At 63.4% G+C, this 18263-nt stretch carries 15 protein-coding genes; 10 read left to right on the top strand and 5 right to left on the bottom strand.

Going from position 1 to position 18263, the window contains the following annotated elements; genetic code table 11:
• The first annotated feature begins 663 nt into the window (after window positions 1-663).
• A complete protein-coding gene (locus MUO32_RS15815; RefSeq protein ID WP_257949324.1) occupies window positions 664-1152 on the top strand; it encodes a hypothetical protein in 489 nt (162 codons plus the stop codon).
• Between the two features lies 1 nt (window position 1153).
• Entirely contained in the window at window positions 1154-1522 is a 369-nt protein-coding gene (locus tag MUO32_RS15810) for a hypothetical protein (protein ID WP_160858002.1), read from the top strand.
• 32 nt (window positions 1523-1554) lie between these two features.
• Here the strand turns inward: MUO32_RS15810 and MUO32_RS15805 are convergent, their stop codons facing one another.
• Window positions 1555-3789 (bottom strand): transglycosylase domain-containing protein, encoded by a 2235-nt coding sequence (locus MUO32_RS15805; RefSeq protein ID WP_257949323.1) that lies wholly within the window; start codon window positions 3787-3789, stop codon window positions 1555-1557.
• Between the two features lie 292 nt (window positions 3790-4081).
• On the opposite strand from MUO32_RS15805, the gene MUO32_RS15800 reads away from it, so the two are divergent.
• Window positions 4082-5053 carry a flagellin gene (locus MUO32_RS15800; RefSeq protein ID WP_257949322.1) on the top strand — a complete coding sequence of 324 codons (972 nt, stop codon included), beginning with the start codon at window positions 4082-4084 and terminating at the stop codon, window positions 5051-5053.
• A 48-nt stretch (window positions 5054-5101) separates the two neighbouring features.
• Here MUO32_RS15800 and MUO32_RS15795 read toward each other — a convergent pair whose 3' ends face one another.
• The 4 genes from MUO32_RS15795 to MUO32_RS15780 all read right to left on the bottom strand — a co-directional run bounded on the left by MUO32_RS15795 (window position 5102) and on the right by MUO32_RS15780 (window position 8750).
• Window positions 5102-5530 (bottom strand): BA14K family protein, encoded by a 429-nt coding sequence (locus MUO32_RS15795; RefSeq protein WP_374708668.1) that lies wholly within the window; start codon window positions 5528-5530, stop codon window positions 5102-5104.
• Window positions 5531-5630: 100 nt separating this feature from the next.
• Window positions 5631-6578: a lysylphosphatidylglycerol synthase domain-containing protein gene (locus MUO32_RS15790; RefSeq protein ID WP_257949321.1), complete on the bottom strand. Its 948-nt coding sequence runs from the start codon at window positions 6576-6578 to the stop codon at window positions 5631-5633.
• 201 nt (window positions 6579-6779) lie between these two features.
• Window positions 6780-8171 carry a dipeptidase gene (locus MUO32_RS15785; RefSeq protein WP_257949320.1) on the bottom strand — a complete coding sequence of 464 codons (1392 nt, stop codon included), beginning with the start codon at window positions 8169-8171 and terminating at the stop codon, window positions 6780-6782.
• A 138-nt stretch (window positions 8172-8309) separates the two neighbouring features.
• Window positions 8310-8750 carry a MarR family winged helix-turn-helix transcriptional regulator gene (locus MUO32_RS15780; protein WP_257949319.1) on the bottom strand — a complete coding sequence of 147 codons (441 nt, stop codon included), beginning with the start codon at window positions 8748-8750 and terminating at the stop codon, window positions 8310-8312.
• A gap of 402 nt (window positions 8751-9152) precedes the next feature.
• Between MUO32_RS15780 and polA the strand changes: the two genes are divergently transcribed.
• From polA to MUO32_RS15745, 7 genes are all read left to right on the top strand, one after another.
• A complete protein-coding gene (gene polA, locus MUO32_RS15775) occupies window positions 9153-12140 on the top strand; it encodes a DNA polymerase I (RefSeq protein ID WP_257949318.1) in 2988 nt (995 codons plus the stop codon).
• 195 nt (window positions 12141-12335) lie between these two features.
• Window positions 12336-13535 carry a glycosyltransferase family 4 protein gene (locus MUO32_RS15770; RefSeq protein WP_374708667.1) on the top strand — a complete coding sequence of 400 codons (1200 nt, stop codon included), beginning with the start codon at window positions 12336-12338 and terminating at the stop codon, window positions 13533-13535.
• A gap of 63 nt (window positions 13536-13598) precedes the next feature.
• On the top strand, window positions 13599-14648 hold the full coding sequence (locus MUO32_RS15765) for a glycoside hydrolase family 5 protein (protein ID WP_257949317.1): 1050 nt from the start codon (window positions 13599-13601) through the stop codon (window positions 14646-14648).
• A 312-nt stretch (window positions 14649-14960) separates the two neighbouring features.
• On the top strand, window positions 14961-15215 hold the full coding sequence (locus MUO32_RS15760; protein WP_257949316.1) for an acyl carrier protein: 255 nt from the start codon (window positions 14961-14963) through the stop codon (window positions 15213-15215).
• Window positions 15212-16384 (top strand): acyl-CoA dehydrogenase family protein, encoded by a 1173-nt coding sequence (locus MUO32_RS15755; protein WP_257949315.1) that lies wholly within the window; start codon window positions 15212-15214, stop codon window positions 16382-16384. Before MUO32_RS15760 ends, MUO32_RS15755 begins: the two co-directional genes overlap by 4 nt.
• A 4-nt stretch (window positions 16385-16388) precedes the next feature.
• Window positions 16389-17303 carry an amino acid--[acyl-carrier-protein] ligase gene (locus MUO32_RS15750; protein WP_257949314.1) on the top strand — a complete coding sequence of 305 codons (915 nt, stop codon included), beginning with the start codon at window positions 16389-16391 and terminating at the stop codon, window positions 17301-17303.
• 2 nt (window positions 17304-17305) lie between these two features.
• On the top strand, window positions 17306-18259 hold the full coding sequence (locus MUO32_RS15745; protein WP_257949313.1) for a DUF1839 family protein: 954 nt from the start codon (window positions 17306-17308) through the stop codon (window positions 18257-18259).
• Window positions 18260-18263 lie beyond the last annotated feature (4 nt).

The raw sequence follows: 18263 nt of genomic DNA, 5'->3' as shown, positions 1-18263 counted from the left end.
CCTAATGGTATGGTCTTAGCGAAAGCATCGGCGTGAACCGAAGCTTTGCGGGGTATATAAGGACGCCTCCGAACGACTGCAAGACATTCACGCGCCGCAAAGCGCGCGAAATCAGTGCCTGCGAGGCGGAATTCGCTCCCTATCCTGGCAAGCCGCAATCAACCGCAATCGCGGGCGGGATTCAAGGGATTGCCTCAAGGATTTCGGGCGGTTCTTCGAAAACGCCGGAGCCAATCGGGGAAATGGAGGTCACTCATCGTCTTCTGCGGGAGGAACGACGATGATGCTTGAAGCAGAATTCTAGAAAAATACCACATATTCAACCACTTGCCACGGCCGCTAATGGACCGCCGGTTTTTCCGGCGCCAACTTATCCCCCCGTCTCCACCGCCCTCATCCTTATCCAATGGACTCGAGAGCGGATGGCAAAGCACATGACCCGGCGGAGCAGACAGACCAGAACCTTGTACGATCAAGGTACCGACATGCGGCGCTCGCCGTCGAAATCCGCGCGCTGGCCCTATCCCTTCATCTGAGGGCCGGCTTCCGACTCGACCAGCCGCGTGTCGCCGCGGGCAATCCCGACGGCGGGCAGTGGACCGCCGAAGCAACGACAGCCACCCCGTCCTCGTCAGCCGCCGTGGTCCGCGTGGCAACGGGCAGGTGCGTATCCTTGGCCGATGGCAGGCCATCACGCCGGCGCAGGAGGCGCGGCTGGCGGTCAGTACAAGCCAAATGCAGGAGGCGCTGCGCGCCGTCAGAAAAATCGATCCGAACTGGAAGCCACCATCACAGCTTTACGAGTCTGTCAAAGGCCTGATTAGAGCCAATGAAGCCGTAACAAGAGAGGCACATTTTAGGGTATATGAATTGACGGTTAAACGCATCGGCCCAGGACCGTTTTCATCGGAATGGATCGTCGCTCCATCCACCAATCGGAGGCTTACGCGAGCTGAACAGGAAGAGATCAACCGCATCGGTCGCAAATTCGGCTGCCACCGATGCGGCACGAAGATACCCGGAACCAAGAAAGGAGGGTATGTAGGAGATCACCAAGTGCCAACTTCACCGGGTACACCTACACGCATATATCCTCATTGCCTTTTCTGCAGTAATGCGCAGGGCGGCATCGTAAGTGGCGGGAAATTCTGAAATGGCTATTCTTCACTTCAGCATAGCACCCGAATACAACAGCGTTTACCTCGCGAGCCGCACTCTGCGCGATGTTCCCTACGATTTCAGGGAAAGAATCATTCCCTTCACGCCCGACTGCGTCAGCATTCCATGTACATATTGGAACGACGGCGATACAAATTTTACTGTTGGTGAGGCCTTGGAAATACCGATGTCGACGCCACCGACGTTCGATGGCATTCTCAACACGCCCGAAAAGAAGCTTATCTTCTTCGACGCCAACGAACCAGAGTTTGCCAGCATTCCCGTGCCTACGGTCAAAACACGAATCCGCGTCTGGATCGATCACCCAAGAGAACCTGAGAACGTGATCGTCGCTTGGGGTTAAGCCAAGAAGGCACGGCGAACGCGCCGACGTCCTCAGCCCCCCAACAGCACGTCCAGCAACGTCGTGCGCCGCGTCCCCGTCTGTCGCGGCTCGCCCACATCGGCGGGCGGAACGAGGCCGTCGTCGAGCGGCACCGCGCCCGTCTGTTCGGCGGCGACGGCCTGACCGTCGCGACTATCGCCGTTATCGGTGCCGAGCGTGCGGGAAATGATGTCGAACAGCTGGTCGCCTTCGGGCGCTGGTTCGGTACCCTCCACCACCGGTTGGCCGCCGCCCGCCGTGCCGAAGAGCGGCGAGGGCGAGAGGCCGGCATGGGCGGCGGTCATGAACTGGCTGAAGGCTTTCGCCGGCAGTCCGCCGCCCGTCACCTTCTTCATCGACTTGCCGTCGTCATTGCCGAACCAGACGCCGGTCGTCAGGTTGCTGGTGTAGCCGACGAAGAGCGCGTCGCGGAAGGACTGGGTCGTGCCCGACTTGCCCGCCGACTGCCAGCCGGGAATACGGGCGTTCTTGCCGGTGCCCTCGGTGATGACGCGTTCCATCATGCCGTTCATCTGGGCGACGATGTTTTCCTCCAGCACGCGCGGCGGGTTGTCGTAGGTGTTTTCGTAGAGCACCTTGCCGTCGGCCGTCGAAATGCGGCGGATGATATGGGGCGTCGCCTTGTAGCCGCCATTCATGAAGGGGGCGTAGGCGGCCGTCAGCTCGACCAGCGTCACTTCGGAGGTGCCGAGCGCGATCGAGGCATTCGCCTGCATCTCCGATTCGATGCCGAGCCGGCGCGCAAGCTTGACCACCTCGTCGGGGCCGACCTCCATGACGAGCTGGGCGGCGATGGTGTTCAGCGAATTGGCGAGCGCGGAGGAGAGCGTCACCTCGCCACGGTATTTCTGGTCGTAATTCTCAGGCGTCCACTTGCCGATCTTCACTGGCGCGTCGTTGCGCACCGACAGCGGCGAGCGGCCCGCTTCCAGCGCGGCCGCATAGACGAAGGGCTTGAAGGCCGAACCTGGCTGGCGCTTGGCCTTGGAGGCGCGGTCGAACTGGCTCTCGGCATAGTCGCGCCCGCCGACCAGTGCGCGGATGGCGCCCGTGCCGTCGATCGAAACGAGGGCCGCCTGCGAGGCGTTCAGCTTGGCGCCTTCCTTGTCCATGACCGCGGTTATCGCCTCGTCGGCCTTTTTCTCGAGGTCGAGGTCGATCGTCGTGTCGATGACGAGGTCTTCGGTAATGTCGCCGATCATGCCGGGCAGCTGCGCCATCACCATGTCGGCGGCATAGTGCTGCGCGCCGGACCAGTAGCTTTTCGCCCGCGCCGGCGTCTGCGACATCGCGGTCTTGATTTCGTTTTCGGTGACGAAGCCCTCTTCGCGCATGGCGCCGAGCACGACCTGGGCGCGGGCTTCCGCCGCCTCCGGATCGCGCGCCGGCGACAGGCGCGACGGCGCCTTCAGGAGACCCGCAAGAAGGGCTGCCTCGCCGAGGTTCACATCCCGCGCCGACTTGTTGAAGTAGCGCCGCGAAGCGGCCTCGACGCCATAGGAATTCGAGCCGAAGAACACGCGGTTGAGATACATCGCAAGGATCTGGTCCTTGGAATATTTATGCTCCAGCCAGAAGGCGAGCAGCACTTCCTGCACCTTGCGCTCCAGCGTGCGCTCCGGCGAGAGGAACATGTTTTTTGCGAGCTGCTGCGTCAGCGTCGAGCCGCCCTGCACCATGCGGCCGGTCGTGATGTTGGTGAGCATCGCGCGGGCAAGGCCCAGCGGATCGACGCCGAAATGCGAATAGAAGCGCCGGTCCTCGATGGCAATGACGGCCTGCGGGATATAGGGCGACATGTTTTCGAGGTTCAGCGCCTCGCCGCCCGTCAAGCCGCGATTGGCGATCGCATCGCCGCTGACGGCAAGAATCTTGATGTTCGGCGGCCGGTCGGGGATCGACCAGCTCGTGGCGCTCGGCATGCGCGCGCCGTAGTAGAGCACCAACCCGCCGACGCCGATGGCGCCCCAGATGCCGAGCACGACGCACCAGTAGATAAGCCGGCGCACGAGACCGAAAAGGCCGCCGCCACCACCACCCGAAGCACCGCGTCGCCGACTGGAGCCGCGCTGCGGCCGCTCGGCCTTCGCCGCCTTGCCGCGCCCCTTGCGCCCGCCGCCACCGGCCACGCGATCGCCCGCGCCGACATGGAAGTCGTCGTCGTCCCGGCCTGCCGATGCCTGGAAGGACGGTTCGATGCGCTGGGATTTGCGGTTGGCTGCCATGAACGGTCGGATATGCCCTTGAAAACGTTGTGGTCCCTGAACCTTAAATGAGGCGATTTAAGGGGTGGTTAAGGAATCGCAAACGCGCCGTTGCCGCTAGCAGGCCCGGCGCCGCCAATCTGCCTCGCGCGAACCCGTCCGCATTGTAGCCAAAAGCATTCAAGAGAATACTAATTCATTGGGATAATTGGTAAAAATTGGGTGATTCAGATTTTGTTAACCATAATTCCGCTTACTCGGCATGACCTTCCCGCCCATGATGGGCACAATCTCCCTTTTTGAATGTTTCGATATGACCAGCATCCTTACGAATGCGGGCGCGATCTCTGCGCTTCAGACGCTTCGCACGCTCAATTCCAGCATGATGGATGCGCAGGGCCGGGTTTCGAGCGGCCTTCGCGTAGGCGGCGCCGACGACAACGCGGCCTATTGGGCCGTGGCGACCACCATGCGTTCCGACAGCATGGCCCTGGATGCCGTTTCCGATGCGCTCGGCATCAGCGAAAGCATCGTCAACACCGCCTATGCCGGCATGTCCTCGGCCATCGAGGTGATGCATCAGGTCAAGGCCAAGCTCGTGGCCGCGCATGAGGATGGCGTCGACAAGGAGAAGATCAATACGGAGCTCGACCAGTTGAAGGACCAGCTGCGTTCGATCGCCTCCTCCGCCTCCTTCGCCGGCCAGAACTGGCTGCACATGACGGATCCGACCGATCCCATGCAGAACGGCGTGAAATCGCTGCCGGCCTCCTTCGTGCGCAACGAGGCCGGCGGCGTCTCGATCACCAGCATCAAGTTCGACATGACCGCCGTCTTCGACACGGACCAGGTCTTCTATCTCGTCTCGGATGGCGGCTGCGACGGCATCATCACCAATTCCGGTTTTGCCACCATGCAGGGCTTCGGCCAGGACTGGGTGCTGATCAGCGGCGCCAACCATGGCGGCCATCCGGAAATCACGCTCACGCCACAGACGACGCGCGAAGAGCTGGGAGAAATGACCGTCGTCGTCGACCTGATGACGGAGCGCATGGCGAAAGTCGCCTCGATGTTCGGCGCGTTGGAACAGCGCATCGCGCTGTCGTCAGCCTTCCTGGAGCATCTGAGCGATGCCATCGGCCAGGGCATCGGCCGGCTCGTCGATGCCGATATGAACGAGGAATCGACCCGGCTCAAGGCGCTCGAGACACAACAGCAGCTCGGCCTGCAGACGCTTCAGATCGCCAACAGCAATGCCGAGGGCGTGCTGAAACTCTTCCAATAGGGTCTTGAACGAGACCGGACGGCCTTTCGGGCCGCCCGGGAGAAAACCTTAGTAGTAAGGCGAGTAGCACTGGCGGCGACCGCCGTAATTGGGCTGGAACGTATTGTCGTAATCCCTATACGAGCGATAGCGCGCATAGCACCATTCGATGTGGCGCGGATTGATGCCCTCGTAGCGCGGTTGGGCGTAGCCGTCGTTGGCAATCGCGCCGCCGATGATCGCGCCGGCACCGAAGGCGGCCAGCGGATACCACCAGCCATCCGAATGGCGGCGATAACCATGGCGGCTATGCCTGTAGCCGCGATGGCCACCGTGCCAGCCGCGACGTTCGCGGTACTGTACCTGCTCGACATCGCTGGTCTGGGCGGCACCGACCTTGGCAAGCGGCATGGCGATGGCCGGCGCCGATACGAATGTCGTGGCGAACATGGCGACGGCCATGGCAGCGGCAAAGCCGCTCTTGATCGTTGTCTTCATGTCGATCTCCCTTGGTTGTCACTGTTGAACAGTGATCTAGACGGTTCATAGCATGAAAGAATTCGGCTGAACCCGGGATGAACCAAAACTATCCGTATCGTCAGTCTTCGCCGTTGCTGCGGCGGGCGAGGAAACGCTGTCGTTCGTAGATCAGGATAACCACCAATGCCATGATGAAAGGTATGATCAGGTAGAACAGCCGGAAGACCGCGAGCGCCGCCAGAACGGTTGCCGGATCCATGTCCGGCAGGCCGGCGATGAAGACGAGTTCCAGCACGCCGATGCCACCCGGCGCATGCGAAAGCAGCGCGACGGAGAAGGAGGCGAGGAAGATGCCGAGCACGACGAAGAAGCCGGGATTGCCCTCTGCCGGCAGCACGAAATAGATGATCGCCGCCGCCCCGATCAGCTCGATGGGCGCAATGAAAAGCTGGCGGAAGACCAGCGAAGGCTTCGGATATTCGAGCTTCAGCCAACGGGTATTGATCGGCCGGAAACCGACGAGGCTGCCGATCACATAGAGCGCCACCAGCGCCAGGATGAAGATCCCGGTCGAAAACGCCGCCTCGATCGGCAGGACATGGGAAAAGCGCGCCACGATCTCCGGCTCCAGCACCAGCACCAGGCCGAACAGCATCACCGTGCCGAGCGCGAAGGTGAAGGAGCAGAAGGCGACGAGGACGCCGACCTCCGAAGCCGTCAGGCCTTTCGAGGTATAGGCGCGGTAACGTACCAGCGCGCCCGAGAAGACCGAGGCGCCGATATTGTGCGAGAGCGCATAGGTGGTGAAGGAGGTGATGGTGATGAACCACAGCGATATGCGGTGGCCGAGATGTTCCAGCGCGAGATGGTCGTAGGCCGCAAGCGCCGCATAGGCGAGGAGCGTCGCGCAGCATGCGAGCACCCAGCCCGAAACGGGGATGGCGTTGATGCTCGCCATGAAATCATCGAGCGAAAGGCCCCTCAGGTCCTTGTAGAGGATATAGACCGACAGGACGATCGCGAGCGTGCTGACCAGCGGCCAGAAGAATTTCTTCAGCCGCTTCATCCCGCCTTCCCCCTTGTGCCCGGCGCCCCAACGCCAGAGCAGCAAGGTGTTCCTGCACCTGCCCCGTAAAAAGCCATTTCGTCGTCCCCACCGTCCGGGCCTGTCATCCACCCTGAAGCGGCGCGGCCCTTTGTTCGGTCAGTGGACCAGCATTTCCGTTCCCTCGGGTTAACGCTGGTCCAGCCTGTGATCACATCTGCGTCAGCGCGCCGCGAGGGCGGCCAGAATACGCACCCAGGAGCGGATGCCCTTCTCGAAGGAGCGCAGTTCGTATTTCTCGTTCGGCGAATGGATCCGGTCGTCCGAAAGCGCAAAGCCGACGAGCAGGGATTCCATGCCGAGCATCTTCTGGAAATCGCCGACGATCGGGATGGAGCCGCCCATGCCGATGACGACGGCGGGCTTGGGCCATTCGTCGGAAAGAGCGGATTTCGCCTTCGTCAGCAGGGCCGAATCATAGGGCAGCTGGATGGCCGGCGAGCCGCCATGCGCGTGGAACGCCACGGTGCAGTCCGCCGGGATTTTTGCGCGCACATAGGCGCGGAAAGCGTCGCGGATTTTTGCCGGATCCTGCTTGCCGACGAGGCGGAAGGAGACCTTTGCCGAGGCTTCGGCGGCAATGACCGTCTTGAAGCCCTCGCCGGTATAGCCGCCGGTGATGCCGTTCACTTCCGCCGTCGGGCGCGCCCAGGTGAGTTCCAGCACGGAACGGCCCTTTTCGCCCGAGGGGATCGAAAGGCCGATCTCGCCGAGGAAGCCCTCCGCCGTCTTGCCCAGCGTCTCCCAGGCCGCCTTGATCTGCGTCGGCGTCTCCTCGACGCCGTCGTAGAAACCGTCGAGCGTCACGCGGCCGGTCTCGTCGTGCAGGCCGGCGAGAATGGTCGATAGGATATGGATCGGGTTTGCCGCAGCACCGCCGAAATAACCGGAATGCAGATCCCGGTCGGCCGCCTTGATGACGACCTCTTCGCCGACGAGCCCGCGCAGGCCCGCCGAGATCGCCGGCGTATCGGCGTCCCACATGCTGGTATCGCAGACCAGCGCGAAATCGGCGGTCAGTTCGGCGGCATTGGCTTCGAGGAAGGGTTTCAGCGAAGGCGAACCGGATTCCTCTTCGCCTTCGAACAGGATGGTGACGCGGCAGGGCAGCGACCCCACGGTTTCCTTGTAGGCGCGGCAGGCTTCGACGAAGGTCAGAAGCTGGCCCTTGTCGTCGGATGTGCCGCGTCCGGTGATGATGCGGCGGCCCTCGCCGGCATCGCGAACGGCCGGCTCGAAAGGATCGTGGTCCCAAAGGTTCAGGGGATCGACCGGCTGAACGTCATAGTGGCCATAGAACAGAACATGCGGCGCATCGGGTTTGGCGCCGTCGTGATGGGCGACGACCATCGGGTGGCCGGGCGTGTCGCGCACCGTGGCGTCGAAGCCGAGCGAGCGCAGCTCCGTGACCAGCCATTCGGCCGCCCGCCGGCAATCCGCCTTGAAGGCCGGGTCGGTGGAGATGGACTTGATGCGCACCAGCTCGAACAGGCGTTCGAGACTGGCCGGAATATCGGCGCTGGCGCGATCGAGGACGGGCAGGATATTGGTCATGGTCGAATTCCCCAATGCATGGCGCGCAAGGCGTTTCGAGCGCTTTGCGGGCACACCATGCGCAAATCAAATGACGTTCGGGCGCGACATTAGACCGATCGCGTCGGAGAGGGCAAATCGTATGAAGGTTCTGCGCCGTCAGAGCCGCGGATCGCGGCTGAGATTGGCAAGCACCATGCGCATATATTCGAGCAGCAGCTCCCGCTCGAACCGTCGGAATCCCTGGAACAGCGCGTCCTCCGTCTCCAGGGCCGCCGCCATCGCCGTCTCGCGCAACGCCTTGCCGCGTGTCGTGAGATAGACGAGCTGCGCCCGCTTGTCCTTGGGATGTTTTTTTCGCGAGATCAGCCCGTCGCGCTCCATGCGGGCGAGCGTGTTGGCCATGGTCGCCTGTTCGATGTCGAGCCGGTCCAGAAGTTCGCGCTGGGTGAGGCCGTCGCCGCTCCATAGCTCCAGGAGCACCGGGAACTGGCCGGGCGCCAAGCCGCTGCCATCCGCCCGCGCCTGCAATGCGCGGGACGCCCCCTTCGCCAGGAGATTGGCGAGGTAGCCGGCCGACTCCTTCCGGTCAAAATCCATGGCAGGAGGCTATGCCGGTTCCCGGCGGAAGACAATGATGGATCGCAGGCATTGCAAGTGGCTCGAAAGACGCGGCAAGCGGCCCGAAATGCGAGAAGCCGCCAACGACAGGAGGCTTGTCGCGGCGGCTTCTGCGAAGAGTGGACAAAGGCCCGGAGAGGGGGATGAGGCCTTTGTCCTTGTCTGGCGCGGCGGGGGACAGGCCGGGATGCCAGACAGCGGCTTGATCAGGTGCCGATGAGGAATATTTGTGGGTCCGAATGTGGCTTTTCAAGGGATTCGCAGGCCTTTGAGAATTACAAATTGGTAACGTTCGTGTGAGGCTTTTGGAGAGCCTCGAAGGGTCTTTGAACCGCAATGAGAGATGGACGCGGAAGGAAGCCCGCGCTATCCATTCACCCCATGAAAAAAGGTGATCATCTCTTCCTCGTCGACGGCTCCGGCTTCATCTTCCGCGCCTTCCACGCCATCCCGCCGCTCAACCGCAAATCGGACGGTTTGCCGGTCAATGCCGTGTCGGGTTTCTGCAACATGCTGTGGAAGCTGCTGAAGGATGCGCGCAACACGGATGTGGGTGTCACCCCGACGCATTTCGCCGTCATCTTCGACTATTCCTCGAAGACATTCCGCAACGAACTCTACGACCAGTACAAGGCGAACCGCTCGGCGCCGCCGGAAGACCTGATCCCGCAGTTCGGCCTGATCCGCCACGCGACGCGCGCCTTCAACCTGCCCTGCATCGAGAAGGAAGGGTTCGAGGCCGACGACCTGATCGCCACCTATGCGCGCCTCGCCGAGGCCGACGGCGCCGACGTCACCATCGTCTCTTCCGACAAGGACCTCATGCAGCTCGTCACCGAGAAGATCTCGATGTATGACGGTATGAAGGACAAGCAGATCTCCATTCCCGAAGTCATCGAGAAATGGGGTGTGCCGCCGGAAAAGATGATCGACCTGCAGTCGCTGACGGGCGATTCGACCGACAACGTGCCCGGCGTGCCCGGCATCGGCCCGAAGACTGCCGCGCAACTGCTGGAAGAATACGGCGATCTCGACACGCTGCTTGCCCGCGCCGAGGAGATCAAGCAGGTCAAGCGCCGCGAGAACATCATCGCCAATCGCGAGCTCGTTCTGCTGTCGCGCCAGCTCGTCACGCTGAAGACGGATACGCCGCTCGATACGACGCTGGACGAGCTGATCCTGCACCCGCAGGACGGACCCAGGCTGATCGCCTTCCTGAAGGCCATGGAATTCACCACGCTGACGCGCCGTGTCGCGGAAGACTGTGCCTGCGATGCGAGCGCCATCGAGCCGGCGGCCGTACCGGTGGAATGGGGGGCGGAAGCGCGGGGCCCGGATCTCGACAAGGGCGATCTGACCGGTCCCGCGCCGGCCCTTGACGGCAATGAGGCGGCCGCCGAGGCTGCTGCGACGCCGCAGCCCTCCGCCGGCACCGGCGATGCGACGCCTTCAGCCCTTGCCAGGGCGCGCGCGGAGCGTTTTTCCGCCGCCCCGATCGACCATTCCACCTACGAGACGGTGCGCGACCTCGAATCGCTCGACCGCTGGATCGCCGCCGCGCGCGAAACCGGCCTTGTCGGCTTCGACACGGAAACGACCTCGCTCGACGCCATGCAGGCGGAGCTTTGCGGTTTCTCCCTGGCGATTGCCGACAATGCCAAGGATCCGACGGGCACGACGATCCGCGCCTGTTACGTTCCCCTCAACCACAAGACCGGCGTCGGCGATCTCCTGGGTGGCGGACTGGCCGATGGCCAGATCCCGATCCGCGCGGCCCTTGAGCGGCTGAAGAGCCTGCTCGAAGACCCCTCGGTGCTGAAGGTCGCGCAGAACCTCAAATACGATTACCTCGTCATGCGCCGCCACGGCATCACCGTGCAGGGCTTCGACGACACGATGCTGATGTCCTATGCGCTCGATGCCGGCGTGACGACGCATGGCATGGACACGCTCTCGGAGCGCTGGCTCGGCCACAAGCCGATCGCCTACAAGGACGTCGCGGGCTCCGGCAAGGGCGCGCAGACCTTCGACATGGTCGATATTTCCCGCGCCACCGCCTACGCGGCCGAAGACGCCGACGTCACGCTGCGCCTCTGGCATGTCCTCAAGCCCCGCCTCGCCGCCAACCGCATGACGACCGTCTATGAACGGCTGGAACGTCCGCTGGTGCCGGTGCTTGCCCGCATGGAAGAGCGCGGCATCACCGTCGACCGCCAGGTTCTGTCGCGGCTGTCGGGCGAACTGGCGCAGGGTGCTGCCGGTTACGAAGAGGAAATCTACCAGCTTGCCGGCGAGCGCTTCAATATCGGCTCGCCAAAACAGCTCGGCGACATCCTGTTCGGCAAGATGGGCCTGCCCGGCGCATCCAAGACCAAGACCGGCCAGTGGTCGACCTCCGCGCAGGTGCTGGAAGATCTCGCCGCCCAGGGCATTCCGCTGCCGCGAAAAATCGTCGACTGGCGCCAGCTCACCAAGCTGAAATCCACCTATACCGACGCCCTGCCCGGCTTCGTGCATCCCGACACCAAGCGCGTGCACACCTCCTACGCGCTGGCCTCGACGACAACAGGCCGCCTCTCCTCCTCCGATCCGAACCTTCAGAACATTCCTGTCCGCACGGCTGAAGGTCGAAAAATCCGCACGGCATTCATCTCGACACCGGGCAACAAGCTGGTTTCGGCCGACTACAGCCAGATCGAGCTGCGCGTGCTCGCCCATGTCGCCGAAATCCCGCAGCTGAAGCAGGCCTTTGCCGATGGCGTCGACATCCATGCGATGACGGCATCGGAAATGTTCGGCGTTCCCGTCGAAGGTATGCCGTCGGACGTGCGCCGCCGCGCCAAGGCGATCAATTTCGGCATCATCTACGGCATCTCGGCCTTCGGCCTCGCCAACCAGCTCTCCATCGAGCGCTCGGAAGCCAGCGACTACATCAAGAAATATTTCGAGCGTTTCCCCGGCATCAAGGATTACATGGATTCGACCAAGGCCTTCGCCCGCGAGCATGGCTATGTTGAAACCATCTTCGGCCGCCGCGCGCATTATCCCGAGATCAAGTCGTCCAACCCGTCGGTGCGCGCCTTCAACGAACGCGCCTCGATCAACGCGCCGATCCAGGGTTCTGCCGCCGACATCATCCGCCGCGCCATGGTGAAGATGGAGCCGGCGCTCGCCGCTGCCGGCCTTTCCGCCCGCATGCTGCTGCAGGTGCATGACGAACTGATCTTCGAGGTCGAGGACGGCGAGGTCGACAAGGCCATCCCCGTCATCGTCGATGTCATGGAAAACGCCTCCATGCCCGCACTTTCCATGAAGGTGCCGCTGAAGGTGGATGCGCGTGCAGCGACGAACTGGGACGAGGCGCACTGAGCGCCGCGGCAGGCCGCGCGCTCAGGATGCGCGGCGGTTGCAATCTCTTAAGCCTGTTTGCGGAAGGCCGCGCGCCTTAACGTGGCCTTAACATCGCGGGCGTCTTGATCGGCCCGATCGGGCGCGATGGTGTCGCCCGGCATCGCCGTCGCCTGACCGGCCGCGGCGCTTCAGCCTTTGCCACGGATGACCGCGATGAGCCCTGCCAACCTTGCCGTCCCGAATGTTTCCGCGCCGCTTGCCGTGCAGGTCGTGCGCCAGTACATCCCGAACCGCGGCGGGCTGGAGGATGTCGTGGCGCAACTGTCGCGCCAGCTGCTGTCGCGCGGTTTTCGCGTGCGCGTCGTCACGCTCGACCGGCTGTTTTCCGCGCCCGACAAGACCTTGCCGGCCCGTGAAATGATCGATGGCGTCGAGGTGGTGCGCATCCCCTATTCCGGCAGCACGCGCTATCCGATTGCGCCGCAAGTCTTCCGCCACCTCTCGGACGCCGCCATCGTGCATGTGCACGCGATCGATTTCTTCTACGACGCGCTCGCCTGGGGCTGGCTGGCCCATCGCAAGCCGCTGATCGCGACGACCCATGGCGGCTTCTTCCACACGGCTAAATTCTCCGGCCTGAAGACCGTCTGGTTCAACACCACGACGCGCCTCTCCGCGCTCGCCTATCGCCGCATCATCGGCTGCAGCGCGCAGGATACCCGCACCTTCCAGAAGATTGCCGGACGCCGCGTCGTGCGCATCGACAATGGCGCCGATACGCAGAAGTTCGGTGATGCCGGTGCCCGCGACGCCCGCCGCCGCCTGATCACCGTCGGCCGCTTCTCCGTCAACAAGCGCCTCGACCGTCTGATGGACGCCATGGTGCCGCTCGCCGCCGCCGACCCGGCCTGGCATCTCGACATTGCCGGCGTGCCCGGCGACCATTCCGCCGACGATCTGGCCGGCATGGTGCGGGCGCGCGGCCTCGGATCCAATGTCACCGTGCATATCGGCCTTCCCAACGAAGCCGTGCGCGGCCTGATCGGTGACACCTCGCTCTTCGCCTCCGCCTCGGAATACGAGGGCTTCGGCCTCGTCGCCATCGAGGCGATGAGTGCGGGGCTGGTGCCGGTGCTGCACCCGAACGTCGCCTATACCGACCTTGCCGCCAGCCACCCGGAAATCCGGCTCTGCGATTTTGCCGATGCCCGAACGGCCGCCGATGGCATTGCCGGGGCGCACGCCATGCTGGCGCTCGATCCCGCCGGCTATCGCCGCGCGGCGATAGAGGCGGCGGCGGCCTATTCCTGGGATCGGGTGGCGGATCGCTACGCTGACGTCTATCGTGCCGCGCTCGGCGACATCAGGCGTGGCGAAACCGGCGGGCTTCTCGCGGAACGTCCCGGCGCCTAACACGTTCTGGTCCCCTAGTTTTCACACATGTCCGGTGGCGCGAAGTCCGGAACGGAGACAGGCATGGCATCCTCGGGCGGCGCATCGGCACTCTTCAGACTGGTGGCAGCCATGGTTTGCCTTACGATTCCGGCCGAAGCCGGCGCCGCCTGCCTGCGTGGCGTCAACCTTGCGGGAGCCGAGTTCGGCAAGGGCCGCGGAACCTACGGCAAGGACTACACCTACCCCTCCGCCGAGGCGATCGCCTATTTCGCCGGCAAGGGTTTCAACGCCGTGCGCCTGCCGTTCAAGTGGGAGCGGCTGCAGCCGCGCCTCAACCGCGGGTTCGACAAGGCGGAGCGCAAGCGGCTGGCCGCCACCGTCAAGGCGCTGCGCGACGCCGGCATGACCGTCATTCTCGATCCCCACAACTACGCCTATTACGGCAATAACCAGATCGGCTCGGCCAAGGTGCCCGACAGCGCGTTCGCCGATCTCTGGAAGCGGCTCGCCGAGGACTACAAGGACGACGACGGCGTACAGTTCGGCCTGATGAACGAACCCTATGACGTGACGGCGACGCAATGGCTGGCCTCGGCCAATGCCGCCATGGCCGCCATCCGCGAGACGGGCGCGAAGAACCTCGTGCTCGTGCCCGGCACGATCTGGACCGGCGCGCACAGCTGGGAACAGGAGCGCGACGGTGGCGCCAACGGCACCGTCATGCTCGGCATCAAGGATCCCGCGAACAACTACGCCTACGAGGTGCACCAGTATCTCGACGACGATTTTTCCGGCAAGGCGGAGACCTGCGCACGCGCCGACGATGCGATGAAGGCCCTCCAGGGTTTCACCGACTGGCTGAAGCGCAACGGCAAACGCGGCTTCCTCGGTGAATTCGGTGGCTCCGCCGACAAGGCCTGCCTCGACGGATTGGCCCGCATGACGGCGCTCGTCGGCCAGAAACAGGCCGTCTGGACCGGCTGGACCTACTGGGCCGGTGGCGACTGGTGGCCGGCGACCGAACCGCTCAACATCCAGCCAACCGTCGATGGCGACCGGCCGCAGCTTGCCGCGCTGATTGCCGGTGGCGGCCTGCCCGCGAAACCCGGAAGCTGCCCCGCCCTTCCCTGAAGCATTTTTTCAAGCCCCGGAACCGCCAATCCCACACGCTTTCGGCGTATGGCTAACGGAATGCCAATCTCATCGACGCGTGCCACACCGAGACAGGGTTCCCACACCGCAACCGCCTGAAAAACCAGCACCATTTGATCTTTCTTCATAGAAGCCCCGCAAGGCCTGTTGCAGGGCGATCCGCTCTCTCGTGCCGCTTCACGAAATCTTATCCATGTCCCTTCAGTCGATCTTATCAACCGTCGGTTATGTTTCCTGGGAAGAATACGGAAGCCAGCCCATGGGCCGGCCAAGAAAGCGATGGAGAAGAACATGAAGCAGAAGATCCGTGACATTCTGGGCAAACACGGCGGTCTCCCCGTGCCGGTCGAGACGTTGGCCGACGACGCCGATCTCTATGCCGCAGGCCTGTCGTCCTTCGCCTCCGTACAGGTGATGCTCGGCATCGAAGAAGCCTTCGACGTCGAGTTTCCCGACAATCTCCTGAACCGCAAGTCCTTCCAGAGCATCGCCGCGATCACGCGGGCGGTCGAAGGTCTGACCGGCAGCGCGGAGGCAGCCGAATGACCATGACCGTCGGTACGAGCTTCGCGGAACGCGCCCAGCGCGTGTCCGCCGTGGCCGCAGTGCATGCCGACGACGTGGACGCCAAAGGCCGTTTCCCCCGGGAAGCTGTCGATGCGATGATCGCCGAACGGCTGCTCTCCATCCAGATCCCCAAAAGCCTCGGTGGCGAGGATGCCTCGGTCTCCGAGATCGCGGAAGCCTGCTCGCTGCTCGGCCAGAGCTGCTCGGCCGCCGCCATGGTCTTCGCCATGCACCACATCAAGCTGTCGAGCCTCGTCTCGCACGGCGTGGGCGATAGCTGGCATTCGGCCTTCATGCGCCGGGTTTCCGACGAACAGCTGCTGCTCGCTTCGGCAACGACCGAAGGCGGCATCGGCGGCAACCTGCGCAACAGCATCTGTGCCATCGAGGTCGACGGCGACACCTGCCGCCTCACCAAGGACGCCACCGTCATTTCCTACGGCGCGCATGCCGACGCGATCCTCATCACGTCGCGGGCGCACACCGACGCCGCCTCGACCGACCAGGTCATGACCGTCTTCACCAAGGATCAGTACACGCTGGAGCAGACCCATGTCTGGGATACGCTCGGCATGCGCGGCACCTGCTCGGACGGCTGGCTGTTCAAGGGCGAAGCGCCGAAGGAACAGATCCTTCCCAAACCCTTCGCCGAGATCGCCGCCCAGTCGATGCTCGCTACCTCGCACCTGCTGTGGAGTGCTGTCTGGTACGGTATCGCCGTCAACGCGGTTTCCCGCGCTCAGGCATACGTGCGCGCCGCCGCCCGCAAGAGCCCCGGCGTGACGCCGCCCGGCGCGCTGCGGCTGGCGGAAGCTTCCAACCTGCTGCAGCTCGTCAAGTCGAACACGATCGCCGGCCTTCGCGAATACGAAGCCGCCAAGGCCGATCCGGACCGGCTGTCCTCCATGGGCTTTGCGGTCGCGATGAACAACGTGAAGATCGCCTCTTCCGAGACGATCCTCGCCATCATCAACCAGGCGATGCTGATCGTCGGCATCATGGGCTACAAGAACGGCACGCCGTTCAGCATCGGCCGGCACCTGCGCGATGCCCATTCCGCCCAGCTGATGATTTCCAACGACCGCATCCTCGGCAACACGTCAAACCTCCTGCTTGTCCACAAGCAGGACACCAGCCTGATCGGGTGACACCATGGATATGCAGACCTCCCTTCTCGACAGGCTCTTCGATTCGGGCCTGCTCATCGATACCGGCGTCGAAGGCCTCTATGGCCGCAGCGGCGCCTTCGAGGACGTGATTGCCCGCTTCGAGCGGCTGATCGACGTCTATGGCGGCCCCGACGGTGCGGAAGCCATGCGCTTTCCGCCCGGCATGAACCGCGCGCATTTCGAGACCTCCGGCTACATGAAGAGCTTTCCGCAGCTCGCCGGCACCGTGCACGCCTTCTGCGGCGCCGATCTCGACCATATGAGCCTGCTGCAATGCATGGAAGTCGGTGGCGACTGGACGAAGGACCAGAAGGCGACCGACATCGTGCTGACGCCGGCCGCCTGCTATCCGCTCTATCCGACGATCGCCAAGCGCGGCCGCCTACCGGCCAAGGGTGGTCTCTACGACCTGCAGTCCTACTGCTTCCGTCATGAGCCCTCCAACGACCCGGCCCGCCAGCAGCTTTTCCGCATGCGCGAATATGTCTGCATGGGCACGCAGGAGCATGTGACCGAGTTCCGCCAGACCTGGATGGACCGCGGCCTGGAGATGATGGCCAAGGTCGGCCTCGACGTGACGATGGATGTGGCGAACGACCCGTTCTTCGGCCGCGCCGGCCGCATGATGGCCAACAACCAGCGCGACCAGAACCTCAAGTTCGAGCTGCTGATCCCGGTCACCTCGGCTGCCAAGCCGACGGCCTGCATGAGCTTCAACTACCACCAGGACGCCTTTGGCGCGAAGTGGGGGCTGAACCTCGAAAACGGCGACGTCGCGCACACCGCCTGCGTCGGTTTCGGCCTGGAGCGCATCGCGCTCGCGCTCTTTGCCCGCCACGGCATGGATATTGCGACCTGGCCGGCGGATGTCCGCAAGGTTCTGGGATATCAGGACTGAGCATGGCTGCCGTCTTCGCCGGGGCCAATCCCGAGACCTACCGGCCGCACGCGCTGCACGATGCGGAGCGCATGTGGCCGGAAACGAATTGTTACGTCGACCTCTGGATCGAGGTGCTGAATGCGTTCGGCACTCACCCGGAGGCGATGCTCGGCTTTTCACTGACCCAGGATTTCGAGGGCGACCAGTTCACCTTCTTCAAGGTGCCGTTGGAAGACCTCGAAACACTCTACGGCATCCGCGCGACGGAACTCGCCATCTTCGACACGGTGGAAAACCACGTCGCGACCCAGATCGCCCGCGGCCGCCTCTGCCTCGTCGAGATGGACAGTTTTTACATGCCGGATACCCGCGGCGTCGCCTACCGCCAGGAGCACGGCAAGACGACGGTCGCGATCAACCGGCTGGATCTCGAAAACAAGCAGCTCGACTATTTCCACAATGCCGGCTTCTTCCGGCTGGAAGGCGAGGATTTCGACGGCCTGTTCCAGCTGAACAACGGCCCGGACGATCTTCCCTTCCTGCCCTATACGGAATTCGCCAAGTTCCCGGAAAAGCGGGCCGACGAAGCGCATCTGCGCCGTGAGGCAAAACGCCTGCTCGCCTTCCATTTCGGCCGGCGTCCAACGGAAAACCCGGTTGCGGCCTTCGCGAAGGTGTTTCCAAAGCAGGTCGAGGCCGTTGCGGAGCGCCCCTTCGGCTTCTTCCACAAATATGCCTTCAACACGCTGCGCCAGCTCGGCGCCAATTTCGAGCTGGCCGGCAGCCATCTCGACTGGCTGGGTCTTGATGGCGGCGACGCCGCGCGAAAAATTTCGGAGACGGCGAAGTCCGTGCAGTTCCAGCTCGCCCGGGCGGTAACGCGCCGGAAATTCGATCCGCTGGCGACGGCGCTCGACCCGGCGATCGAGGCATGGGATACTTTGATGTCGAGCCTTGCTGCCCGCATCGACTGAAGGA

It is taken from the genome of Shinella sp. CPCC 101442 (assembly GCF_024704725.1).
GTDB lineage: Bacteria > Pseudomonadota > Alphaproteobacteria > Rhizobiales > Rhizobiaceae > Shinella.
Note: the sequence above shows the minus strand (reverse complement) of the source record. Positions and strands in the feature narration are given on the sequence as shown.